16 protein-coding genes and 1 pseudogene are annotated in these 24,138 nt (G+C 66.3%); 10 read left to right on the top strand and 7 right to left on the bottom strand.

Annotated features, from left to right (window positions below; all coding sequences use genetic code 11):
• Positions 1 to 282 precede the first annotated feature (282 nt).
• From ACX9MO_RS17270 to ACX9MO_RS17255, 4 genes and pseudogenes are all read left to right on the top strand, one after another.
• Positions 283 to 1,176: pseudogene (locus tag ACX9MO_RS17270) on the top strand (IS3 family transposase); the annotation flags it as partial.
• Positions 1,177 to 1,263: 87 nt separating this feature from the next.
• Positions 1,264 to 3,351, top strand: coding sequence for a chemotaxis protein CheA (locus ACX9MO_RS17265; protein WP_462212730.1), 2,088 nt, complete (start codon positions 1,264 to 1,266; stop codon positions 3,349 to 3,351).
• Between the two features lie 3 nt (positions 3,352 to 3,354).
• The gene (locus ACX9MO_RS17260; protein WP_222489825.1) at positions 3,355 to 3,810 is read left to right on the top strand and encodes a chemotaxis protein CheW; all 456 of its coding nucleotides are present in this window, start codon (positions 3,355 to 3,357) and stop codon (positions 3,808 to 3,810) included.
• 62 nt (positions 3,811 to 3,872) lie between these two features.
• Positions 3,873 to 4,802 (top strand): CheR family methyltransferase, encoded by a 930-nt coding sequence (locus ACX9MO_RS17255; RefSeq protein WP_462212729.1) that lies wholly within the window; start codon positions 3,873 to 3,875, stop codon positions 4,800 to 4,802.
• 33 nt (positions 4,803 to 4,835) lie between these two features.
• Here ACX9MO_RS17255 and ACX9MO_RS17250 read toward each other — a convergent pair whose 3' ends face one another.
• The 3 genes from ACX9MO_RS17250 to ACX9MO_RS17240 form a co-directional block, all read right to left on the bottom strand.
• Entirely contained in the window at positions 4,836 to 5,867 is a 1,032-nt protein-coding gene (locus tag ACX9MO_RS17250; protein ID WP_462212728.1) for a protein-glutamate methylesterase/protein-glutamine glutaminase, read from the bottom strand.
• Positions 5,868 to 5,906: 39 nt separating this feature from the next.
• A complete protein-coding gene (locus tag ACX9MO_RS17245) occupies positions 5,907 to 8,756 on the bottom strand; it encodes a methyl-accepting chemotaxis protein (protein ID WP_462212727.1) in 2,850 nt (949 codons plus the stop codon).
• Between the two features lie 241 nt (positions 8,757 to 8,997).
• A complete protein-coding gene (locus tag ACX9MO_RS17240; RefSeq protein ID WP_462212726.1) occupies positions 8,998 to 9,582 on the bottom strand; it encodes a response regulator transcription factor in 585 nt (194 codons plus the stop codon).
• 306 nt (positions 9,583 to 9,888) lie between these two features.
• On the opposite strand from ACX9MO_RS17240, the gene ACX9MO_RS17235 reads away from it, so the two are divergent.
• Both ACX9MO_RS17235 and ACX9MO_RS17230 read left to right on the top strand, forming a co-directional pair.
• On the top strand, positions 9,889 to 10,485 hold the full coding sequence (locus ACX9MO_RS17235; RefSeq protein ID WP_222489818.1) for a putative pterin-binding protein: 597 nt from the start codon (positions 9,889 to 9,891) through the stop codon (positions 10,483 to 10,485).
• Positions 10,486 to 11,580: 1,095 nt separating this feature from the next.
• The gene (locus ACX9MO_RS17230; RefSeq protein ID WP_462212725.1) at positions 11,581 to 13,989 is read left to right on the top strand and encodes a hybrid sensor histidine kinase/response regulator; all 2,409 of its coding nucleotides are present in this window, start codon (positions 11,581 to 11,583) and stop codon (positions 13,987 to 13,989) included.
• A 247-nt stretch (positions 13,990 to 14,236) separates the two neighbouring features.
• Here ACX9MO_RS17230 and choV read toward each other — a convergent pair whose 3' ends face one another.
• The 3 genes from choV to choX form a co-directional block, all read right to left on the bottom strand.
• Positions 14,237 to 15,271 (bottom strand): choline ABC transporter ATP-binding protein, encoded by a 1,035-nt coding sequence (choV, locus tag ACX9MO_RS17225; RefSeq protein WP_222489816.1) that lies wholly within the window; start codon positions 15,269 to 15,271, stop codon positions 14,237 to 14,239.
• Entirely contained in the window at positions 15,268 to 16,104 is an 837-nt protein-coding gene (choW, locus tag ACX9MO_RS17220; RefSeq protein WP_462214472.1) for a choline ABC transporter permease subunit, read from the bottom strand. The genes choV and choW overlap by 4 nt, the downstream gene beginning before the upstream one ends.
• A gap of 102 nt (positions 16,105 to 16,206) precedes the next feature.
• Positions 16,207 to 17,130: a choline ABC transporter substrate-binding protein gene (choX, locus tag ACX9MO_RS17215; RefSeq protein WP_222489815.1), complete on the bottom strand. Its 924-nt coding sequence runs from the start codon at positions 17,128 to 17,130 to the stop codon at positions 16,207 to 16,209.
• Positions 17,131 to 17,326: 196 nt separating this feature from the next.
• Between choX and betI the strand changes: the two genes are divergently transcribed.
• The 4 genes from betI to betA are packed head-to-tail and all read left to right on the top strand — an operon-like array spanning position 17,327 to position 22,511.
• Positions 17,327 to 17,878: a choline-binding transcriptional repressor BetI gene (betI, locus tag ACX9MO_RS17210; RefSeq protein ID WP_462212724.1), complete on the top strand. Its 552-nt coding sequence runs from the start codon at positions 17,327 to 17,329 to the stop codon at positions 17,876 to 17,878.
• Between the two features lie 22 nt (positions 17,879 to 17,900).
• Positions 17,901 to 19,388: a choline-sulfatase gene (gene betC, locus ACX9MO_RS17205; RefSeq protein WP_462214471.1), complete on the top strand. Its 1,488-nt coding sequence runs from the start codon at positions 17,901 to 17,903 to the stop codon at positions 19,386 to 19,388.
• Position 19,389: 1 nt separating this feature from the next.
• Positions 19,390 to 20,844: a betaine-aldehyde dehydrogenase gene (gene betB, locus ACX9MO_RS17200; protein WP_462212723.1), complete on the top strand. Its 1,455-nt coding sequence runs from the start codon at positions 19,390 to 19,392 to the stop codon at positions 20,842 to 20,844.
• A gap of 8 nt (positions 20,845 to 20,852) precedes the next feature.
• Positions 20,853 to 22,511, top strand: a complete 1,659-nt coding sequence (gene betA, locus ACX9MO_RS17195) for a choline dehydrogenase (protein ID WP_462214470.1) — start codon at positions 20,853 to 20,855, stop codon at positions 22,509 to 22,511.
• 125 nt (positions 22,512 to 22,636) lie between these two features.
• On the opposite strand, the gene ACX9MO_RS17190 is transcribed toward betA, so the two are convergent.
• A complete protein-coding gene (locus ACX9MO_RS17190) occupies positions 22,637 to 24,130 on the bottom strand; it encodes a sulfatase-like hydrolase/transferase (RefSeq protein WP_462212722.1) in 1,494 nt (497 codons plus the stop codon).
• Positions 24,131 to 24,138 lie beyond the last annotated feature (8 nt).

Genomic DNA, 24,138 nt, shown 5'->3' with positions numbered 1-24,138 from the left:
CACAAAGCTTTTGATGCGCCGCACTATCCAAGGGCCGGTTCAGCCCCAAGGTGCAGCGCAACAAGGGGTGACGCGCCGACTGAGGCTTGCCGATCGACGTTACGATTGGTCTGGAGGTTTGGGTCGCAAGTCCACGTTTCGGAAGCCCTCGTAACGATGGATTTCTATGAAGGCCTGGGGGTGCTTCTTCTTCATTTCTTCAAACGTGTAGGTTCTGGATTTCACGCGCTCGGACATGGGCGGTCCATTGCTCGGGATGCGAATACAGTGAAAGCCATACCCGGTATCCCGCGCACGACCTTCTACCGCTGGTATGATCGCTACCTGTCGCTTGGTGAAGCGGGACTTGAGGACCGGCCCTCGCATCCGCGCCGGGTCTGGAACCGGATCCCCGACACGGTGCGCAAGCAGGTTGTGAATCTGGCCCTCGATGAGCCGGAATTGTCACCACGGGAGCTGGCAGTCCTGTTCACCGATACGAAGCGCTACTTCGTCTCGGAAGCCAGCGTTTACAGGGTTCTGAAGGCGCATGATCTGGTTCCCAGCCCGGCCTTCGTGGTCATCAAGGCGGCAAACGAGTTCCACGAGAAAACCACGAGGCCGAACCAGCTCTGGCAGACCGACTTCACCTATCTGAAGGTTATCGGCTGGGGCTGGTTCTACCTCTCGACCATCCTCGACGACTACAGCCGCTACGTCATCTCCTGGCGGCTCTGCACCACGATGAAGGCGTCGGATGTGACCGCGACGCTGGAAGAGGCCCTGATCGCCTCGGGCTGTGATCGGGCCACAGTCGCCCACCGGCCGCGGCTGCTCAGCGATAATGGCAGCAGCTACATCTCAGGAGAGCTGGCAGGCTGGCTTGCTGACGAAGGCATGGATCACGTCCGCGGTGCTCCTCGGCACCCTCAGACACAGGGCAAGATCGAACGCTGGCACCAGACCCTCAAGAACCGCATCTTGCTCGAGAACTATTACCTGCCCGGCGCTCTGGAACAGGCGATCGGCGACTTCATCGACCACTACAACCATCACCGCTACCACGAGAGCCTGGGCAACCTCGCGCCCGCCGACGTCTATCTCGGCAGGGCCGAAGCCATCCTGAAAACGCGAAAGGAGATCAAAGCCAAAACCATCGAGAAGCGCCGCTTGCTGCATCGCAAAAACGCGGCATAAACTGAAACCACAACGAGCCAGGCCCTCCGTTCTCGATCAAGCCCTCGTGTCTCAAATCATCTGACGACGGACAGTGAAAACGATCGCGTGACGAAGGCTTACGAGGCGCGCATCGTGAAGCTGGAGCGCCAGAAGATCAGATTGGAAGAATCCATCGAGGATTTGGCCAAACCGAGACATACCTTTGAGGAGTTGTTCGAACTCTCATTCGAATTCCTCTCAAGACCTTGTAAAATATGGACTTCTGGAGACTTCCCCCTCAAGAGAATGGTCCTCAGACTGGCGTTTTCTGAGCGAGTTGCATACTCGCGGGAAGACGGACTTCGAACCCCCAAAAAGGCCTTACCATTCAAGGCTTTAGAGGTGTTTCAGTTGGATAAATGTGAAATGGCGCGCCCGGAGGATTTCGAACCCCTCGGCGTGACGCTCTCCCTCGACCTGCCGGATCTCTCGGACATGGAGGCGGCCGACGGCACCGGCGAGACGGATCATGACGCCCCTGCGGAGGCCACGGGCGACGGCTGGATCATCCGCTTCAAGCCCGAGGCGGAGCTCTTCGACACTGGCAACGAGCCCCAGATGCTAATCCGGAACCTCTGCGCCCTTGGCGAGGCCACGGTCACATGCGACCTGTCCGACCTGCCATCGCTCGACCGCCTCGCCCCGGAAACCCCCTATCTATGCTGGACGATCAACCTCAGCACCACCTCCGACGAAGGCGAATTGCGGGAGGTCTTCGAATTTGTCGACGGGCTGTGCGAACTGTCGATCCGGCGCGCAGGTGCCGCTCCTTTGGAGGCGGCCGGGCAAGCACGGACACTCGAGATCGCCCCGCCCCCTGCGACCCCGGCCGCCGTCCCCGCGCCGGAGGCCGCGCCGCCTCAATCTGCGCCGGCCATCACCGATGCCGCACCGCCCCCAGTCGAGGACGGCGCGGACACCCCGGCACGCAAGTCGAAGGAGACGGGCGCCAAATCCGTCGTCCGCGTCGATCTCGAACGGATCGAACGGCTGGTGAACCTCGTGGGCGAGTTGGTGATCAACCAGGCGATGCTTTCGCAAAGCCTGGGCGAGGCAGGCCTCTCGCCCCACTCCGACGCGATGAACGGACTCGAAGAGTTCCAGCGCCTGACACGGGACATCCAGGACTCGGTGATGATGATCCGGGCACAGCCGGTGAAGTCCCTGTTTCAACGCATGTCCCGCATCGTGCGCGAAAGCTCCGCCGCGGTCCGCAAGGATGTCCGCCTCGTGACCGAAGGGGAATCCACCGAGGTCGACAAGACCGTCATCGAACGCCTCGCCGATCCTCTGACCCACATGATCCGCAACTCGGTCGATCACGGGCTGGAATCGCCGGACAGCCGTCGCGCAGCGGGAAAGCCACCGCAGGGCACCGTGCGCCTTACGGCGGCGCATCGCTCGGGCCGCGTGGTGATCGAGGTCTCCGACGACGGTGGCGGGATAGACCGAAAGAAGGTGCACCAGGTCGCGATCAGCAAGGGGCTGGTCCCCCCGGACCTGCCGCTCAGCGACAACGAGATCGACAACCTTCTCTTCCTGCCAGGTTTTTCAACCGCCAGCCAGGTCTCGAGCCTCTCCGGCCGCGGCGTGGGCATGGATGTGGTCAAGACCTCGATCCAGTCCCTCGGCGGGCGGATCTCGATCCAGTCAGAAAGGGGCCGCGGCACCACCTTCTCCATCAGCCTGCCGCTTACGCTGGCGGTTCTGGACGGGATGGTGGTAAATGTCGCCGGCGAGACCCTCGTCCTTCCCCTCAACGTCGTGGTGGAAACGCTTTCGCTCGGTCCCGACGACGTGCAGATGCTGCGCCCCGGAGCCCATGTGGTCCGGGTCCGCGGCGGCTTCGTCCCGCTCTACGATCTCGGTGTGATGCTGGGCTATCGCCCCGCGCGCGACACCCATCAGGGGGCGATCGTCCTGCTGATCTCGCTGGATGACGGCAACCGCGCTGCACTCGTCATCGATGCCATCCAGGACCAGCGACAGGTGGTGATCAAGGGACTCGACGATTCCTTCTACCGCGCGCCCGGCATCGCCGCAGCCACGATCCTCGGCGACGGACAGATCGCGCTGATCCTCGATCCCGCGGACATCATCGCGGCCGAAGGCCCGCTTCGCGGTGCCGAATTGGCCCTCACACAAGGAGTTTGACCCATGAGCGACGCTTCCCCCCGCGGGCTCGAACTGCTCACCTTCCGGGTTGCCGAGCAGGAGTATTCCCTCGACATCATGTCCGTCCGCGAGATCCGAGGCTGGACCCGCACCACGCCGATGCCCCATGCGCCCGATTACATGCGCGGCGTCATCAACCTCCGGGGCACCGTCCTGCCGGTCATGGACCTTGCCCGGCGCCTCAACTTGCCCTCGCAGGAAACCAATGATCGCAATGTCATAATCGTGGTGAAGATGAACGGAACGCTGACCGGCCTTCTGGTCGACGCCGTCTCGGATATCGTCGCCATGTCCGAAGAGGATCTGCAGCCTCCCCCGGACATTGCCTCCGATCCGCAGATGTCTGTCGTCCGTGCGCTGACGGTGATCGACGACCGCATGATCCGCGTTCTCGACCTCGGCGCTGTCGTCCCGCGCACAACGGATGAGGTCGCATGACAGGCACGCCTCCCCCTCTCGCCGCCTCGGTCCAGTCCTCCCGCGCCCAGGTTGGCGCGTCGATGAGCGATGCCGCATTCACGGCCATCGCCGGCCTGGCCAAATCAGAGGCCGGCCTCATCCTGCCGGTCGGCAAGATGACCATGGTCCAATCCCGGCTCCGCAAGCGTTTGCTCGCCATCGGGATCGAGGATTTCGACAGTTACATCTCCTTCGTCTCCTCGCGGGAGGGCGAGGCCGAGCGCAAGAGCATGATTTCCGCGCTCACCACGAATGTCTCCCACTTCTTTCGTGAGGGTCATCACTTCGAGATTCTGCGCAATCAGGTCCTGCCCGGGCTGCTCGCCCGGGCGCGTCGCGGTGAGCGTATCCGCATATGGTCCGCCGGCTGTTCCAGCGGGCAGGAGCCCTACTCCATCGCAATGTGCCTGCTTGAAGCCGCGCCTGACATTGCCCGCTATGATATCCGGATCCTGGCCAGCGACATCGACGAAGCAATCCTCGCCCGTGCAGAGGAGGCCGTCTACAGCGTTCAACAAATCTCAGGACTGCCAGAGCCGCTGCGCCAAAGGTACCTTCTGACCGGCCCCACGCCCGACACGGTCAGGGTGGCACGTCCGGTGTGCCAACTCGTATCGCTGCGCCAACTGAACCTGCTGGGACAATGGCCCATGCGCCGACCATTCGATGTCATCTTCTGCCGCAATGTGGTGATCTATTTCGATACCGCAACGCAGGCAGGTCTCTGGCCCCGGTTCCACGCGGCGCTTCAGCCAGACGGTTGGTTGTTCCTAGGCCATTCGGAGCGTGTGTCTGAAAATGCCCATGCGCTCTTCACCTCGATCGGCATGACCGCCTATGCGCCACGAGGATATGGTTCATCCCCCCCACCTTCGCCACCGGATCCCAGAGACAGGTCGCGACGCAGGATCCGAGGATTGTCGAGATCGTCGCGCCCTCCCGGTCCGAGGCTGCGAATTCGTCCTGAGTGATCGTCGTATTCATGCCGGTCTCTCGCGCGCGTCTCACGTCAGGCTCCCTTTGCTTGGAACCGGCCGGCGACGGCACAGCTCATCCGCGATCGCCTCCAGGGGAAGTTGCACATCGATGGCGCCCAGATCTGCTGCCGCCCGGGGCATGCCATAGACGACCGAACTGGCTTCGTCCTGCCCGATGCAAAATGCCCCGCGGTCGCGCAATTGCTTCATCCCATGCGCCCCGTCCTGACCAAGGCCCGTGAGAAGGACCGCACTGACTCGGTCGGCAAAGGGTAGAGCCGCCTCGAAAAGGACGTCGACGGAGGGGTAATGCCCATTGCGCCGCGGACCCTCTATGCGTGTGCAGATCAGACCACTGCCGCGGCGGTCCACGCCCGTATGGGCATCGCCCCCCGGGGAGAACAGCACCCGCCCCGGGAGGAGTTCGACACCGTCCTGGGCAAGTGCGACCGATTGGGGAAACCGCGCTTCGAGCCGGTCGACGAAACTCTTGAGGAAAGCCGGGGGCATGTGTTGCGAAACCACAATCGGAGGACAATCTACCGGCATACCCGCGAGGACCGTTTCGACAGCAGCAACGCCGCCGGTGGAGGCGCCGATCAGAACGATGCGCCCGCTCCATGTGCGGTGCAGGGGCGGTGCAGGACGGCGCGGCCCGGTCTCCTGCGGGAGGACCCGCCCCTGAGAGGCAGCCACGATCCGATCCGCCATGTCACGGAGCACTGGCTCAGTCAGTCCCGCGGAGGGCTTCGGCACGCAATCCATTGCGCCAAGCGCGAGCGCCTGGATCGCAGCATCACTGCCGGCCTGCGTATAGCCGGAGAGCATCACCACGGGCATCGGACGCAGCCGCATCAGCCGTTCCAGGAAGTCGAGGCCGTTCATCCCCGGCATCTCGATGTCGAGCGTCAGGACATCGGGGTTGTAGCGCTTGATCAACGCGCGCGCTTCGAAGGCATCCCGGGCGGTGGCTACGACCTCGAGGCGCGGATCGCGCGACAGGACGTGCCGCATGACCGATTGGATGGCCACGGAGTCATCTACCACGAGCACGCGCACGGGGCGATCCTTCCAGCCGAGAGGCGCCTCGCCCGTCACTCAGGAGGCCTCCCGGCGGCGGCTCGGCCTGGCGCCTGGCACATCACCGGCGTCTGTCCCGTCGAGCCGGAAATGCTCGGCTGTCCTGGCCAGCCCTTGGGCCCGATCGGCAAGGGCGTGTGCGGCGGAGTTCGTCTCCTCGAACATGGCTGCCGTTTCCTGCGTGACCTGATCGATCTGCGTGACGGCCCTGTTTACCTCCGCAAGCCCAAGTGACTGCTCCTCTCCGGCGCGCGCCACTTCACCGATATAGTCCGCGATCTCGGTGATCGAGCCGACGATCCGCTTCAGCGCCTCCCCGGTCTGGCCCACCAACGCAACCCCGCGGTCCACGTGACGCCCAGAGGACGATATCAGCGTCCCGATCTCTGCCGCAGCATTGGAGCAACGCTGTGCCAGGGCCCGCACCTCGGTGGCGACCACGGCGAAGCCCCGACCGGCTTCGCCCGCCCGTGCGGCCTCCACGCCCGCATTGAGGGCCAACAGGCTGGTCTGGAAAGCAATATCCTCGATCACCTCGACAACCTTCACGACCTCGCGCGAGGAGGTGGCGATGGCCGCCATGGCGCCCTCTGCCTCGTCGACGACGGTCCCGCTGCGCTCGGCGCTATCGCGCGCCTCGGCAACGACACGGTCGGCACGGGTGGCCCCTTCGGCCGCGCCTGCCACGTGCTTGGTGACCTCGTCGAGCCGGACGGCGGTGGACTGCAGCGTCAGAGCCTGCCGTTCGGTCCGGCGCGACATCTCATCCGCGGCCTTGGAAATTTCGCCCGTTTCCTGCTGCATCGAGATCGTTTCGAGCGCGATATCCCGCAGGGCATCGCCGAGGCGCTGCAATGCCTCGTTGAAATCACGGCGCAGGCCTTCATACTCCTCGGAGAAGGGGGTCATCAGCCGGACACTCAGATCACCGTCGGACATGTTGCGCAGCCCAACGCGCAGGGACTCCACCACCGCATGCTGATCGGCCTCCATCCTCTGGCGCGCCGCTTCCCCGGCCGCGAGGTGTTGCTGTGCCTCGGTCACGTCGCTGCCGATCAGAACGAAGCCAGCCGCGCCGCCCTTCCGGTTGAGGACCGGGGAGAACCCTCCCTCGACGAACTTCACAGAACTCGTCGCGCCCGGGGTGAGGCAGAACCGGCCATGAACCGCCGCGCCCTTTCCGAGCCGCTCGCGCAGCGGGGCAATCTCAGGGGTGCTGCCGGTGTCCACGATCCAGTCGGCAAAGGACAGGCGCCGCAGGGTTTCCTCGTCCACGCCGCAGCACTGGAGAAAATTCGCATTGGTGCCGACAAGACGACCGGAGAGATCGAACTCCGCCTTCACTTGGTTGTTCTCGATCGCAGCAAGCACGGCCTGGTCGCGACGCTCAGAGGTGACATCGACCCATTCGATCACCATGCCCACGAGCGTGCCATCGCCGTCGCGCACTGCGCTCACGTCGATCTGCAACCGGGCGTTCCCGATCGGGATATCAGTGCGGAACGGAAGCTTGGCCGGATCGTCGAGCAGCCCGCGAATGCGCCCCGGATCGGCATGGAAACCATCCATGTTCCGCCCGATCAACGACTCGGGGCTGAAGTCCTTTACCACCCGTGAGAAATCACCGCTCAACTGTTCCATCATCTCGCGGATTGCCCCGTTGAGATAGATGACGTTGAAATCAGCGTCGGTCATCATCAGGGCCGCCGTCGTGGTCTCGAGCGCCGCGCCCTTGAAGCGGTTCTCCGCAGCAATCTTGGCGGCCGCCGCCTGCGCCTGGCGCACCGCATCAAGGCCGCGCGCCATGGCGCCGAGTTCATCGCCACGGTGCGTGTCCGGAACGGACTGCGCCGCATCGCCACGGGCGATCGCCTCCATCGCTGCGCGCTGCCGCCCGAGCGGGCGAAGGAGATAGCGTGACAGCACCGCACCGAAGAGCGCGAAGAGCGCCACTGTCCCACCGCCGTAGAAGAACATCCGCTGCCGGACCTCGCCCGCGGTGGAGAGGATCTCCGACAATTCCCGACGGCTTGCGACCCGCCAGCCCCGAGCCTGCGCCACGGAAGCCCAGGCCACCGCCTCGCCATCCGGTGTGAGGACGACCCCTGACCCGGAGGGCGCTCCAGTCTCCGCCCCAATCACCGATCCGATCTGGGCACCCGCTGTCACAGGCGGTGCCCCGACGGATGTCCCATCGGGCCCGATGAGGAGCACCGCGCTGCGCCCGGACTGCGGCAGGTGTTTTCGCAGGCTGCTGCCATCGACGCGAAACACCAGGATGCCCTGCGGGGCACCAAAGGGGTTTTGCACCGGGGCGAAACCGAGGATGGCGGGCCCGGCCTCGGCCGAGAGGGTTTCCATCTGCAGGCGCGCGCCGGATTGTGCGGCCCCCTCTGCGAGAGCGCGGCGCAGGGCCGCACTGACGGCCGCCTCCGGAACCGCGTCCCCGGACGTGCTGTAGAGGACATCGCCCGTGGGCGCGACGAGCAGCAATTCGTCCAGATCATGCGCCTCGCGCAGCCTTTGCAGGAAGGGATCGTAGCGTTCCATGACCCGGGTCAGCGAGGCCGGGGCACCGCCCTCGATCGCAACAGCACCGGGCCGCACACCTTGAAACGCTCGGGCTGCATCGGCGACGCCGGGACTGTCAGCGAAGAATGCAAGCTCGCTTTCGAACTGTTCGAACCAGAGCGACAGACGGTCGGCCCGGGCCTGTGTCTCAAGCTCCATCGCCGCGAGTTCCTTCGCCAGAAGGGACTCGCGCGCTGTTTGGGAACTGAGCACCCCCATCGCACCAAGCAGCAGCGCGCTGACGGTCACCAGGGCTGCCGGTAGAAGCAGTGCAAGGCGGACGTGATGGAGACGCATTCCATACCCTCTTTCTGCGGACGCGGCGCAGGTACCGCCACGCGGAGGGATAAGACCCGGCAGGAATGAAGATAGGTTTAAGCGCCACCAACCAGTCGAGCGGTTCGGGTATCAAGGGCAGCGAGGTGCCATGCCCGTCGGGCACCCTGACAGGAAAAATCCGAAAAATAATATCTATATCAGATGGTTAAAATACCATCCTCACGCAAAGCATCTCGTTCAGGCGCCAATCCGCGCTGGTTCAGATCAGCCGCAGATCCCGCGCCAGCATGGCTGCGTGGGTCCGGTTTCTGGCGTTGAGCTTGCGGCTCAGCGTCTTGACGTGCAGCTTGACCGTCACTTCCTGCAACCCGAGGCTGCGCGCGATCTCCTTGTTGGAATCGCCCGCCGCGATCGCCCGTACCACGTCGAGTTCCCGGGGCGTCAGCGGACCCGGCGTGTCGCTCTTCTGTTCAAGGAACGGGATGCCGTCGAGCATCTGGCGCACCGCGGCGATGGTTTCGTCCGGCGAGAGCGTCTTAGGCAGGAAGCCGATCGCCCCGGCCTCCAGCGCCTGTTCCGGCAGGCCCAGGGGCGCAGAGCCCGAGATCAGCCCGACCGGTCCCTGGTCCAGCGCCACCGCCTGACGCAGCGCCTCCAGCCCGTTCAGCCCGGGCATCCGGAAATCCAGCAGAATCAGGTCGTAAGGCCCCTCATCCGCGATCCGTGCGCAGGCCTCCTCGAGGGTCTCGACGTCCTCCACGCCGAAGCCGCCAGCCTCGCGCAGGTAGGCTGCCAAGGTCTCGCGGACCAGGTTGTGATCGTCTGCCAGCAGTATTCTGCGCATTGGCCAATCCTGTTTCCCTGCTCCCGTCGGGAGTATAAAGGCCATGGCCCGGCCTGTCCGCAGTGAATATCCCGGGCCTTCACACCTTGGCAAGAATAGAGCCGTAGACCAGAGTCACGGCAGGTGTGTGGCAGGGCTTGCGGATGGGACGCCACGGAGGGGGCCGGTGCCGCGCTTGCCGCGCCCTACGGCCCCGGATAGAGATGTGTACAGGCTGCGCAGGAGATGATGATGCACGACAGACGGCCCACGGCCTCGAGCCTGCCCGGACGGGCCAGCCCTGCTGCGCTGTGTCTGAGGCTTGCAATGACGGCGCTGCTTGCGCTTTGCGGGCTGATGTTGCCCGCGACGGCGCAGGACGTGCCAACGGGGGCTGGCACCCCGGGTAAAGAGGCCGGCGCGTCGAAGATGGCTCAGGCTTCGGCGGAGCTGACCGCGCAGGGCGCCGATGGGCCCGTGACCGCAGAGCGGCGCGCCGACTGGCCCGCGCAGACCGGGCACACACTTCTGACGGTGACGCTGCCGGACGGGGGTGACGTGACGCTCGACCGGGCCATGCTGGACAGCCTGCCCCAGACCGTGATTGAGACCTCCACGATCTGGACCGAGGGCGTGCAGCAGTTCTCGGGCGTGGCCCTGACCGGGCTGATCGACGCGCTTGGCGCCGAGGGGCGCGTCGCGGTGCTGACTGCCGCCAATGGCTACGAGATCCGGATCCCCCTCGACCAGCCGTCGATCGGCGGGGCTGTCCTCGCGCATCTGCGCAACGGAAGGGAGATGAGCCTGCGGGACAAGGGGCCTCTCTGGCTGGTCTACCCCTACGATTCAGACGCCGCCTACCGGACAGAGGTCGTCTATGCCAACTCGATCTGGCAGCTGGACCATATCCGGTTCTCCCGCTAGCCTTGGCCTCTGGCGCGGTGCCGCGCTGCGGGACCGGGGCCTCTTGAGGGAGCGCCTGCACCGGACACCGGTCTGGACGCTGGACCCGCTCTTTAGGGGCGCGTGCCGGACAAGAAAATGCGGGACAAGGTCGGAGGCCTGATCATGGGGACCGACACGAGTGACCTGACGCGCTTTCGGCGTCAGATCAACTGGCGGATCGTCCGCGCAGTCGGCCTTGCCATGGTCTCTGCGCTCTGCCTTGTCGTGATCTTCTACCTGCTGACCGAAGTGCGCAGCAAACTCTCCGAGCTCTCTTCCTCCCCCTCCGACAACGTCCAGTGGACGCTGAGCCAGCTGGAGGTCGAGTACCTGGAGTTTTCCGGAGCGCTCGACCACGTCACCAATCGCCTTGCCGAAATCCGCGCGAACGGCCCAGGGCAGCGGCCTCCTCCCCCGGGCCCATGGCCGCCCAACGGCCCGCCACCGGGGCCCATGCCACCGCAGGGCCCGCCAGCTGTGGCCCCGCCGCAGGGGTTGCAGGGCGTCATCCCGTCCCAAGCCTCGCCGGGGATTGCCCCACCAATGCCTGATGCGCCTCAGGGCCCGGCTGGCACCGACAACTCTCAGGCCCAACCGGGACAAGCCGCCCCCCAGAGCCCCCCCGCACCGCGTGCGCCCGGAGGGCCCGTTGCGCAGGGCTCCGCCGTCGGCCCCCTTTCACCGTCGGTTCTGCCGACTGCCGAACACGCGGCACCGGCCGCCGCGCCGACCGGCTCCCCTCCGGAGGGACCGATGGACGAGAGCACATCGCCCCCGCTGGTGCCGCGCGGACAGCAAGATGGTGCCGGACCTGCGCAGAGCGGCACGGAGGCCCCTCGGACAGAAGAGCGGTCACAGCCGCAAGCCGGACCCCAAGCATTGGCCGGGCCGAACGCGCAATCCAGTCCCCGAGGGAACGTCCTGCCCGGGACAGAAAACACCGATCAACCCGGGTCCCAACCGAACCAGCGAGAGGACGCCCAACCCAATTTCCAAACCGAGGCCCAAACCGGCGCCCGACCCGATGCCGGAACCGGGGCAAACGCCGGGACCTCCCCCCAACCCGCTGCACGCGTGGACGACCCGCATCCCCCCAGCTATCCCGCGGCACATCCTGCGGACTACGCCCTTGCCACTGCGCTCAAGGAAATGAAACGCCGCTACGACATCCTCTACAGCCGCGTGGACACGCTAATGAACAGCCCGCTCTACACCCCCGCGCTCGACTCCCCGCGGATGGACGGTGCCTTCCGACGGGCAGCGCAGGAAATCTATGACTGGGCCCGGATCATCGACCTGCCCGACCCGGCGCTGATCGCCACGGTCGAGAGCCTGGGTGGCCGGGTCGAGAGCACGCGTCGCGAGATCCGCAGCATCATGTCGATCGGCAACCAGGCCCTCGTATCCCAATCCGACGCAGCCCGGCGCGACGTCGCCAACGTGCTTTACAGGCTGGCGCTCGTCAGCGCCGTGTTGCTGCTCGCGCTGACGTCTCTGGTGGTGATCTCGCTCCGACTCGCGGTGCTGAGCGGGCGGCGGGCCTCGGAGGTCTCGGCTACCACGGCCCGGCTGGCGACCATTGTCGAGACCTCGCAGGACGCGATCGCCGTGCTGACGCCGCGCGGCGTGGTGGAGAGCCTGAACGACGCCGGTCGGCAGATGTTCGGGCTGGAGGGCGACGGCGCCATCGGCGAGCGGATCGGGGCGCTGCTGCGCTCCTCCGGGCAGGACGGCGCCCGTCCGGTCTCTGGCAAGGAGCTGACCGACGCCTGCGCCGAGGGGCGCAAGCGCGGCTATCGGCTGACCGGGCGCCATTCCGACGGGCGCACCTTCCCGGTCGAACTGTCGATGGACATGGCCCGGCGGGACGACCGGGCGGTGCTGGTCTGCATGATCCGCGACATCTCGCACCAAGCCGAGACCGAGGCAGCGCTCGTGGAAAGCCGTGATCAGGCCCGCGCGGGCGAACGGGCCAAGGCGCGCTTCCTCGGGGTGATCAGCCACGAAATGCGCACCCCGCTCAACGGGATCCTCGGCACGATCGAACTGATGGACGACAGCGACGAGGCCAGCCGGAGCGCCCTGCTGCCGGTGCTGCGCAATTCGGCGCAGGTGCTGCTGGGTCTCGTGAATGACGTCCTCGACCTGACCCAGATCGAGGGCGGCGGGACCCAGCTGACTGCGGCGCCCTTCGACCTCGATCAGCTCCTCGCCGAGATCATCGACAGCGAAGTGCCCCGCGCCCAGGCCAGGGACAACCAGCTGATGCGCACGCCGGGCGCCCCGACCCTCGGCTGGGTCAACGGCGACCGGGCCCGCCTGCGGCAGATCCTGCTCAACCTCGTCTCCAATGCCGTGAAATTCACCCGGGAGGGCGAGATCACCCTCGACGCCGCCCGCGTCGGCCGGGAGCAGGTGGAGTTCCAGGTCAGCGACACGGGCATCGGCATGTCGCCCACCGACGTCACCCGCATCTTCGAGGATTTCGTGCGCCTCGACAGCGCCCTGCGCGAACAGGTGCAGGGCACCGGCCTCGGCCTCGGGATCGCGCGACAGCTGGCCCGGGCCATGGGGGGCGACATCGGCGTCGAGAGCGAGGAAGGTCAGGGGAGCCTGTTCTGGGTCCGCCTGCCCCTGCCCATGGCCGAGGCGGCGTCTGATCCCGCCCCCGCGGTGGAAACCGAGACCGGCGCCCTGCCCGCCCTCGACATCCTGCTGGTGGAGGACAACGCCACCAACCGCCTCGTCGCCCGCAAGATGCTGGAACGGGACGGCCACCGGGTGACCGAGGCCCATGACGGCGCCGCAGGCCTGCAGGCCGCGCGCGAGCGGGCCTATGACGTGATCCTGATGGATGTCTCGATGCCGGTGATGGACGGCACCACCGCCACGCGCCACATCCGCACCGGCGACGGCCCCTGCCGCAGCACCCGGATCGTCGCGCTGACCGCCCATATCGGCGAGGGCGTGGCGCAGGAACTGCGCGCCCACGGCCTCGACGAGGTGCTCTCCAAACCGCTCCGCTGGCGCGACCTGCGGCGCGTGCTCCGGGCCAGCCCGCAACCGACGCCGCTGAACCGGCGGGTGCTGGAGGAGCTGCAGGCCGCCACGGGCACGGCCAAGGCCCGCGACCTCGTGCGCAGCTTCATCGCAGAGGGTGAGCGCCTGCGGGCCGACTGGCAGGCCCGGCCCCCGCGCCCCGCCGGTCCGGTGGAGGCCTCCAGCCTCCCGGACCTCGACACGCTGGCCGAAGGGCTGCACCGGTTCGCCGGAAGCTCCGCCACCTTCGGGGCCGGACGGCTGCTGTCGCAGCTGCACCGGGCCGAGGCCGCCGCGCGGGCCGGGGACCGGGAAGGCTGCGACGCCGCCATCGCCGCCGCCGAGACGCTCTGGCCCCCCACGCGCGAGGCGCTGGAGGCCTGGGTCGAGGCCGCCGCCGCCGACACGCCCCGCCCCGGCGGGCTGCGTCGCGCCCTGCCCTGAGGCCCCGCGCCCGTGCGCCGGGCCCCGTCCCCGATCGCGCCTGCCCGCTCTGCCCGAACCGTCCCCCTCCGACAGAACCGTCCCTCTCCGACCTGCCCGGAAAATGCACATTTTCCGATCCGTTTTCTTCGAAGAAAACGGGCAAGCCCGCGACGGGCGCGTCCCTCGGCTTCCTTCGCGCGGACGGCACGAACAAGGGCGCGGCCCCCAAAGACGCCGCGCCCTGTCACTGTCCCCTTGGGATGGCTCAGCCGGTGAGGCCGCGGATCACATCCCCCTGGGAGATACGGCCGACGGGCGCGCCTTCGGCGTCCACCACCTGCACCTCGGAGGCACCGGCCTTCAGCGCGTCCATGACCTCCGTCACCAGCGCCTCGGCCGGCACATGCGGCGCACCGGCGGCGGCGGGGCCCTCGCTCATGATGTCCATGGCGCGCAGCACCCCGAGCGGGTTCATATGGGCCACGAAATCCGCCACGTAGTCGTTCACCGGGTTGGCGATGATCTGCTGCGGCGTACCGCACTGGACGATCCGACCGCCTTCCATGATGGCGATGCGGTTGCCCAGCTTGAAGGCCTCGTCGAGGTCATGGCTCACGAAGATGATCGTGCGTTGCAGCTTGTTCTGAAGCTCCAGCAACTCGTCCTGCAACCGGGCCCGGATCAGCGGATCGAGCGCCGAGAAGGGCTCGTCCATCAGCAGGATCGGCGCGTCGGTGGCAAAGGCGCGGGCCAGGCCCACACGCTGCTGCATCCCGCCCGAGAGCTCGCTGACCTTGCGGTCGGCCCAGTCGGTCAGGCCCACCATCTCGAGCTTCTCGTCGGCGAGCTTGTCGCGCTCGGCCCGGCTCATCCCCGCCAGTTCGAGGCCGAGACCCACATTGTCACGCACGTCGCGCCACGGCAGCAGGCCGAACTGCTGGAAGACCATCGCGATCCGGTTCAGCCGCATCTTGCGCAGCGTGCCCTTGTCGCAATGGGTGATGTCGGTCATGCCGGTGCCGTCGTGGACCTCGACCTTGCCGCGCACCACGGGGTTGAGCCCGTTCACCGCGCGCAGCAGCGTCGACTTGCCCGAGCCCGAGAGGCCCATGAGCACGAGGATCTCGCCCTCCTCGACGCTGAGGTCGCAATCATGCACCCCCAGCACCTGCCCGGTCTTCTGCTGGATCTCGGGGCGGCTGAGCCCCTTGTCCATCAGCGGCAGAGCATCGTCCGGGTCGTCCCCGAAGACGATCGAGACCTTGTCGAAGTTGACCGCGATTTTCTTCTGTTGGCTCATTTCCGGCCTCCGATCCGCAGGATGCGGTCCAGCATGATCGCCACGACCACGATGATGAACCCGCTCTCGAAGCCGAGCGCCGTGTTCACCGAGTTCAGCGCACGCACCACCGGCACCCCGAGCCCGTCAGCCCCCACGAGCGCCGCGACGACGACCATGGACAGCGAGAGCATGATGGTCTGGTTCAGACCGGCCATGATCTGCGGCGTGGCGTAGGGCAGTTCCACCTTCCACAGCTTCTGGCTGCCGGTGGCGCCGAAGGCCTCTGCCGCTTCCAGCAGCGCGGTGGGCGTGGAGGAGACCCCGAGATAGGTCAGCCGGATCGGCGCGGGCACCACGAAGATCACCGTGGCGATCAGGCCGGGCACCATGCCGATGCCGAAGAAGACAATCGCAGGAATGAGATAGACGAAGGTCGGCAGGGTCTGCATCAGGTCCAGCACCGGCTGCACCCAGGCATAAAGCTTGGGCCGGTGGGCGCAGAGAATGCCGATGGGCACCCCGATCGCCATGCAGACCAGACAGGAGGAGACCACCAGCGTCAGGCTTTCGGTCATCTCTTCCCAGTAATCCTGGTTGAGGATGAAGAGGAAGCCGAGCGCCACGAAGAGGCAGGTCTTCCAGTTGCGCTGCATCCACCACGTGAAGGCCACGAAAATGGCGATGATGATCAGCGGGTGCGGGGTCTGCAGAAGCCACAGAAGCCCATCGATGAGGTGTTCGCCGCCCTGCGCGAGCGCGTCGAAGAAGCCCGAAAAGTTGTCTCTCAGCCAGTCGAAGAAGGCCTTTGCGACCTTGCCTACCGGGATCTTGTGATCCGTCAGCCAGTCCAGCATCCGTTTCGTCCCTGTTCTTGCAGCGGGCGCGGCCATCCTGCCGCGTCCCGCCGAGTTCCGTCATGAAAAAGGCCCGGCTTGGGGCCGGGCCTCGCGGGGTCAGTCCAGCAGCTCGGACTTGACCGCTTCGGTGGCGTCACCGCCGTCCTTCGTGGTCACGCCGTCCAGCCAGGACAGGACCAGGTCGGGGTTCGCCTTCATCCACTCTTCGGTGGCATCGCCGGCGTCCTCACCGTCGTTCAGGATCATGCCCATGATCTCGTTTTCCATCGGCAGGGTGAACTTGAGGTTTTCCAGCAGCTTGCCGACGTTCGGGCATTCCGCCGCAAAGCCCTTGCGGGTCACGGTGTTCACCACGCCTTCGCCGCCGAAGAACTCTTCGCCGCCGGGCAGGTATTTCAGCGAGAAGGCCGCGTTCATGGGATGGGGTTCCCAGCCGAGGAAGACCACGTCCTTGTCGGCTTTCACGGCGCGTTCCACCTGTGCCAGCATGCCCTGCTCCGAGCTTTCGACCACGTCGAAGCCTTCGAGGCCGTGGGTGTTTTCCTCGGTCAGGGAGATCAGGTAGGCGTTGCCTTCGTTGCCGGGCTCGATGCCGTAGATCTTGCCGTCCAGTTCCTCGCGGAACTTGGCGATGTCGGCATAGGACTTGAGGCCCTTCTCATAGGTGTAGTCCGGCACGGCCAGCGTGTACTTGGTGCCTTCGAGGTTCACCGCGACGCTCTCGATCTCGCCGCTGTCGAGGTAGGGCGTGATGGCGCTGGTCTGCGCGGGCATCCAGTTGCCGAGGAAGACATCCACGTCATCGCTTTCCAGCGAGGCGAAGGTCACGGGCACCGACAGAACCTTGACGTCCACATCGTAGCCGAGCGCTTCGAGCACATGCTTGGTGGCCGCGGTCGTGGTGGTGATGTCGGTCCAGCCGACATCCGAGAAGGTGACCTCGTCACACTCCGCCAGAGCGGCACCGGTCATCGCCATCAGGGCCACGGCACTGGTCAGGCTGCGTTTGGTGAAAGTCATATCGTTCCTCCTTGGTGTTTTCTTGGTCCGGGGCCGCCACAGCGGGTGACCCTCAGGGTTGCATTTTTATTGATTGATGAGTTAATCAAAAACCAACAGACGTCAAAAGTAAACCGGAATCACAGGTTTTCCGGGAGAGTGACCGGGAGTTGAGCATATGCCCAAGGTCGGGATGCAGGCTGTGAGGCGGGAGGCAATGATCCGTGCGACCATCGCCGAGATCGGCGCGACCGGATCGCTGGACGTGACCGTCAGCCAGATTGCCAAGCGCGCGGGCATGTCCTCTGCTCTCGCGCATCACTACTTCGGCTCCAAGGACCAGATCTTCCTGGCGGCCATGCGGCATATCCTCAAGAATTTCGGGGCCTCCGTGTCCGGTCGCCTGGCCCGGGCCGAGGGGCCCGAAGCAAGACTGCGGGCCATTATCGCAGCCAGCTTCGCGGATGACCAGTTCGATCACGAGATCGTATCGGCCTGGCTCACCTTCTACGTTCAGGCGATGCATTCCGAGGACGTGGCCCGGCTGCTGCGGGTCTACTCGAAACGCCTGCAATCCAACCTGATGTACAATCTCAAGGCGCTGCTCGATCCGGCGCAGGCCCATGCCGCGGCACAGGGCCTCGCCGCCCTGATCGACGGCTTCTACATCCGCCACGCCCTGCAGGACTGCGCCCCCGAACGGGGCGAGACGCAGACGCTTGTCGAAGACTACCTCACCCTCTGGCTCGAAAGGACATCCCGTGGCTGACCGTCCCAACATCCTGATCCTCATGGTGGATCAGCTGAACGGCACCCTCTTCCCCGACGGCCCTGCCCCCTGGCTGCATGCGCCGAACCTCAAGAAGCTCGCCGCCCGCTCCACCCGGTTCAAGAACGCCTACACCGGCTCGCCGCTCTGCGCGCCGGCGCGGGCCTCCTACATGGCGGGCCAGCTGCCGCGCCGCACCCGGGTCTATGACAACGCGGCCGAATTCTCCTCGGACATTCCGACCTACGCGCACCACCTGCGCCGCGCCGGGTACCATACGATCCTGTCCGGCAAGATGCATTTCGTGGGCCCCGACCAGCTGCACGGCTTCGAGCAGCGGCTGACCACGGATATCTACCCCGCCGATTTCGGCTGGACCCCGGACTACCGCAAGCCCGGCGAGCGGATCGACTGGTGGTATCACAACATGGGCTCCGTCACCGGGGCCGGCGTGGCCGAGATCTCCAACCAGATGGAATACGACGACGAGGTCGCCTACAACGCCCGCGCCAAGGTCTATGACCTCGGCCGCCGTCTGGACGACCGCCCGTGGATGATGACCGTCTCCTTCACCCACCCGCACGACCCCTATGTCGCGCGCAAGAAGTACTGGGACCTCTACGAGCATTGCGAGCATCTGGAGCCCACGGTGCCCGCGATCCCCTACGAGGATCAGGACAACCACTCCAAGCGGATCTTCGACGCCAACGACTGGCGCAACTTCGACATCACGGACGAGGACATCCGCCGCTCGCGTCGCGCCTATTTCGCCAACATCTCCTACCTCGACGACAAGATCGGCGAGATCTTCGAGGCGCTGGAAGGCACCCGGCAAGTGGAGAACACTATCATCCTGCTGGTCTCGGACCACGGCGACATGCTGGGTGAGCGGGGCCTCTGGTTCAAGATGAACTTCTTCGAAGGCTCTGCCCGCGTGCCGCTGATGGTGGCCGCGCCGGGCATGCCCGCAGGGCTGATCGAAACGCCGGTCTCCACCATGGATGTCTCGCCCACGATCGCCGATCTGGTGGGCATCGACCTGACCGAGGTGCTGCCCTGGACCGATGGCGAAAGCCTTGTCCCTCTGGCCAACGGCACCGCGCGCACCACGCCGGTGCGCATGGAATACGCCGCCGAGGCCTCCTATGCACCGGTCGTGGGTCTGCGTCAGGACCAGTGGAAATACATCCACTGCGAACTCGACCCGCCGCAGCTCTTCGATCTTGAGAACGACCCGCACGAGCTGACCAACCTCGCCACCGATCCGGCCCATGCAGAGGTTGCGGCAAAGTTCGAAGAACAACTCGCAACCTATTGGAACATGGGCGATTTCGACGCCGAGGTGCGCCAGTCTCAGGCCCGTCGCCACGTGGTCTACGAGGCGCTGCGCAACGGGTCGTACTTCCCGTGGGATTTCCAGCCGCTGCAACAGGCCTCGGAGCGCTACATGCGCAACCACATGGACCTGAACGTGCTGGAAGACAACAAACGCTATCCGCGAGGCGAATGAGATGCGCGACGTACAGCCCAGGGCCAGCCACTTCATCGGCGGCCAGTATACCCATGACACCTCCGCACCCGAGATGGTCTCCCTCTATCCGTTCACGGGCGAGGTGACCGCGCGGCTGCACGAGGCCACCGAGGCCGAGATCGACGCCGCCTTCACCGCCGCCGCCGCCGCGCAGAAGACATGGGCCGCCCTGCCGCCCGTGGAGCGTGGCCGCGTGCTGCGCCGGGCCGCGGACATCCTCCGCGAACGGAACCAGGAGCTGTCGGAGATCGAGACCATCGATACCGGCAAGCCGATCCAGGAAACGCTGGTGGCGGACGCGGAATCCGGGGCGCAGGCGCTGGAATACTTCGGCGGTCTGATCGCCGCCGTCACCGGGGAAACGGTGCCGCTGGGGGAGGATTTCGTCTACACGATCCGCGAGCCGCTCGGCACCTGCGTCGGCATCGGCGCGTGGAACTACCCGATCCAGATCGCCTGCTGGAAGGCCGCGCCCGCGCTTGCCGCCGGCAATGCGATGATCTTCAAACCCTCCGAGGTCACGCCGCTCTCCGCCCTGAAACTGGCCGAGATCCTCGTCGAGGCCGGCGCGCCCGAGGGGCTCTTCAACGTGGTTCAGGGGACGGGCCGTGTCGGTGCCGCGCTGATCAGCGATCCGCGCTGCGCCAAGGTCTCGCTCACCGGCTCCGTGCCGACGGGGCGCAAGGTCTATGCCGCGGCCGCCGATGGCATCCGCCACGTGACCATGGAGCTTGGCGGCAAGTCGCCCCTGATCCTCTTCGAGGACGCGGAGATCGAGAATGCCGTCTCGGCCGCGATCAACGCCAACTTCTATTCCACCGGCCAGATCTGCTCCAACGGGACGCGCGTCTTCGTGCACGAGGACATCCACGATGCCTTCGTGAAACGCCTTGCCGAACGCACCGCCACCGCAAAGCTGGGCGATCCGCTGGACCCGGAGGTCACCGTCGGCCCCATGGTCTCGGACACGCAGCGCCAGAAGGTGCTGGCCTGCATCGAGGCCGGCAAGGAAGCGGGCGCCAACCTGCTCTTCGGCGGCGATGTCCCCGAGGGCCCGGGCTATTTCCTGACGCCCGCCGCCTTCGACGGCGTGACCGACGACATGGCCCTCGCCACGGACGAGATCTTTGGCCCCGTCATGTCGATCCTCACCTTCCGGGACGAGGACGAGGTGATCGCGCGCGCCAATGCCACCGATTTCGGCCTCGCCGCCGGGCTCTTCACCCGCGACATCAAGCGGGCGCACCGCGTCGTGGCGCAGCTGGAGGCCGGCACCTGCTGGATCAACACCTACAACCTGACGCCCGTGGAAAGCCCCTTCGGCGGCAACAAGATGTCCGGTGTGGGCCGTGAGAACGCCCGCGCCGCGCTTGACCACTACTCCCAGGTGAAATCCGTCTATGTCTGCATGGGCGACGTCGAGGCCGCGTTCTGATGGCACAGATGGAAGCGGATTTCGTCATCGTCGGCTCCGGCTCTGCCGGGTCGGCCTTGGCGGCGCGGCTCTCGGAAAGCGGGCAGCATTCGGTGATCGTGCTGGAATACGGCGGCACCGATGCGGGGCCCTTCATCCAGATGCCCGGCGCGCTCTCCTACCCGATGAACATGTCGCGCTACGACTGGGGCTTCATGACGGAGCCGGAGCCGCATCTGGACAACCGCACCCTCGTGACGCCACGCGGCAAGGTCGTGGGCGGGTCCTCTTCCATCAACGGGATGGTCTATGTGCGCGGCCACGCCATGGACTTCGAGCAATGGTCCCAGATGGGCGCCAAGGGCTGGTCCTATGCCGATGTGCTGCCCTACTTCAAGCGGATGGAGCATTGGCACGACGGCGGCCACGGTGGCGATGACGACTGGCGCGGCACGGACGGCCCGCTGCACGTCACCCGCGGCCCGCGGCGCAATCCGCTCTACCAGGCTTTCGTGGAGGCCGGGAAACAGGCGGGCTTCGAGACGACGGATGATTACAACGGCGAGAAGCAGGAAGGCTTCGGCCCGATGGAGCAGACCGTCTGGCGCGGGCGCCGCTGGTCCGCGGCCAATGCCTATCTGAAACCGGCGCTGAAACGGCCCAACTTGACCCTGCACCGCTGTCTCGCCCGCAAGGTCGTGATCGAGAATGGCCGCGCCACGGGCGTCGAGGTCCGTCGTGGCAACGCGATCGAGGTGGTGAAGGCCCGGCGCGAGGTGATCATCGCCGCCTCCTCCATCAACTCGCCCAAGCTGCTGATGCATTCGGGCATCGGCCCCGCCGCGCAGCTGGCGGAGCATGGCATCGAGGTGATCGCGGACCGGCCCGGCGTGGGTGCGAACCTGCAGGACCACCTGGAGCTTTACATCCAGCAGGCCTGCACCCAGCCGATCACGCTCTACAAGCACTGGAACCTCTTCGGCAAGGCGCTCGCCGGGGCGCAGTGGATGGTCTTCAAGTCGGGCCTCGGTGCCTCGAACCAGTTCGAGAGCGCGGCCTTCATCCGCTCGCGGCCCGGGGTCGAATACCCCGACATCCAGTTCCACTTCCTGCCCTTCGCCGTGCGCTACGACGGCAAGGCGGCGGCAGAGGGCCACGGCTTCCAGGCCCATGTCGGGCCGATGCGCTCACCCTCACGCGGGGAAATCACGCTGAAGTCGCCAGACCCGGAGGGCGCGCCGCGGATCTTCTTCAACTACATGTCCGAGGAACAGGACTGGATCGATTTCCGCCACTGCATCCGCGTCACGCGCGAGATCTTTGGTCAGAAAGCCTTCGACCCGTTCCGCGGCGCAGAGATCCAGCCCGGCAGCCACGTGCAAAGCGACGATGAGCTCGACAGCTTCATCCGGGAGCACGCCGAAAGCGCCTACCACCCCTGTGGCACCTGCCGCATGGGGGCCGCCACCGACAAGGGCGCCGTGGTAGACGAGGAGTGCCGCGTGATCGGCGTCAGCGGCCTGCGGGTCGCGGACAGTTCGATCTTCCCCTCCATCCCGAACGGCAACCTGAACGCGCCCTCGATCATGGTGGGGGAAAAGGCGGCGGATCACATCCTTGGCCGCAGGCTGCCGCGCGACGAAAGCCAGCCGTGGATCAATCCCCGCTGGCAGGACAGCGACCGCTGATCTGAAAGCGCCGGAGCCCGAGGCCCCGGCGCTTTTCTCATGGCCCGAGGCGCAGGACCCGTCTCGCCGGCGCGACACCGCGGGAGATCATCGGCAACAGGTGCGCGCCACCCGGACAGGCCGCCTCAGCCGCCCCGCACCCAGCCCGTCAGCCGCCGGTCGCGGCGTTCCGTCATCCGGTCGATCAGCTTGCGCGCCATGCGCGAGACCTCCGCCGCATGGGCGGGATCGGCGGCGAGATCGCGGGTTTCCTGCGGGTCGGCCTCCAGATCGAAGAGCATGGGCGGGACGCCGCCGCCGAAATGCACGTATTTCCAGCGCGCCTCGCGCAGGATCGAGACGCCGGCGCGATCAAGGCTCAGCCCCATGTGCTCCATGAAGCGCGTGACCTTGGTGGGACTGCCGAAATCGGCTTCCATCAGCGCGGCATCGCGCCAGTCGGCCGGCATCGCAGCGGTGATGAAGGGCAGCAGCGAGCGCCCGTCCATGGCCGGTGGTGCATCGCGGCCGATCCAGTCCAGCACGGTGGGCGCGAGGTCGACGCTTTCCGTGATCGCCTCGACGCGGGCGCCGCCCGCCTGCCCCGGCACCCGCAGGATCAGCGGCACATGGAAGGCCGGGTCAAAGACGCTTTCCTTACCCCACATCCGTTTCGCGCCCAGCATCTCGCCATGATCGGCGGTGACGACGACCAGCGTGTTGTCCGCCTGCCCCGTGGCGTCAAGCCAGTCCAGCACCCGGCCGAGGTGGTGATCGACCTCCGCCACGAGGCCAAGGTAGACCGCGCGCAACTCTGCCATCCGCGCCTCTGTCATCCCGGCGCAATCCCCATCGAACCCGTGGTAGAGTCCGCCGAAGACCGGCTGCGAGAACCATGCGCTGACGAAGGGATGATCCGGCGCGCGCAGCTCGGGCAGAGGCAGCGCGGCGGGATCGACCAGCGTGTTGTAGGGCGCAGGCGCCAGAAGCGGCGGATGGGGCCGGATATAGGTCAGATGGGCGAACCACGCGTCCCCCAGCCGCTGCCGTATGTCGAGCGCCATCAGGGTGCGATCTGTCAGGTAGCAGGTGTCGGAATGCTCGGCCGCGTAGGGCGCGGGATCGCGAGGCAGGCCTGCCCCCGTGGGCACGAAGAACGAGGGCCAGTCCCCCGGCCCCACGTGGACGTCATACCCCTTGGAGGCGAGGTAGCCGGGCCATTCCCGGCCATAGTCCAGCCGCATCTCCACCAGCTCGCGAAAGCCCGGCGCGACGCCCTCGTAGACCGACAGGTCCGGGTCCTCCGGGTCCATGCCCGTGGGGTCTGGCATCACGTCGGAATAGCCAAACAGCAGCGGCTCGTAGCCCGATTTGCGCGCCTCGGTCGCCACGGTGGCGTGGTGTTTCGCCAGCGGCGCGCCGTTGCGCACCGCGCGGTGGTTCATCGCGTAAAGCCCTGTCAGCAGGCTGGCCCGCGCCGGGCCACAGGGCACAGTCACCGTGAAATGGTTGGCGAAATAGGTCCCCTCGCCGCGCAGCCGGTCGAGGTTGGGCGTGGGCACATGGACCGCGAGGTCCCCGTCCAGCACCGATGCCGACAGCTGGTCCAGCGTGACCAGCAGCACGTTTCCCTTGGTCATCCCACTCC

Source organism: Pseudooceanicola profundus (assembly GCF_054919315.1).
This window is presented reverse-complemented; position numbering and strand designations above follow the sequence as displayed.

Coding starts and splice junctions, on each gene's coding strand:
- ACX9MO_RS17235 (WP_222489818.1), top strand. CDS start 9,889: ATGACGGCGCTGCTTGCGCTTTGCGGGCTGATGTTGCCCGCGACGGCG.
- choX (WP_222489815.1), bottom strand. CDS start 17,130: ATGACTTTCACCAAACGCAGCCTGACCAGTGCCGTGGCCCTGATGGCG.
- betB (WP_462212723.1), top strand. CDS start 19,390: ATGCGCGACGTACAGCCCAGGGCCAGCCACTTCATCGGCGGCCAGTAT.
- betI (WP_462212724.1), top strand. CDS start 17,327: ATGATCCGTGCGACCATCGCCGAGATCGGCGCGACCGGATCGCTGGAC.
- ACX9MO_RS17260 (WP_222489825.1), top strand. CDS start 3,355: ATGAGCGACGCTTCCCCCCGCGGGCTCGAACTGCTCACCTTCCGGGTT.
- betA (WP_462214470.1), top strand. CDS start 20,853: ATGGAAGCGGATTTCGTCATCGTCGGCTCCGGCTCTGCCGGGTCGGCC.
- betC (WP_462214471.1), top strand. CDS start 17,901: ATGGTGGATCAGCTGAACGGCACCCTCTTCCCCGACGGCCCTGCCCCC.
- ACX9MO_RS17190 (WP_462212722.1), bottom strand. CDS start 24,130: ATGACCAAGGGAAACGTGCTGCTGGTCACGCTGGACCAGCTGTCGGCA.
- ACX9MO_RS17240 (WP_462212726.1), bottom strand. CDS start 9,582: ATGCGCAGAATACTGCTGGCAGACGATCACAACCTGGTCCGCGAGACC.
- choV (WP_222489816.1), bottom strand. CDS start 15,271: ATGAGCCAACAGAAGAAAATCGCGGTCAACTTCGACAAGGTCTCGATC.
- ACX9MO_RS17245 (WP_462212727.1), bottom strand. CDS start 8,756: ATGCGTCTCCATCACGTCCGCCTTGCACTGCTTCTACCGGCAGCCCTG.
- ACX9MO_RS17255 (WP_462212729.1), top strand. CDS start 3,873: ATGAGCGATGCCGCATTCACGGCCATCGCCGGCCTGGCCAAATCAGAG.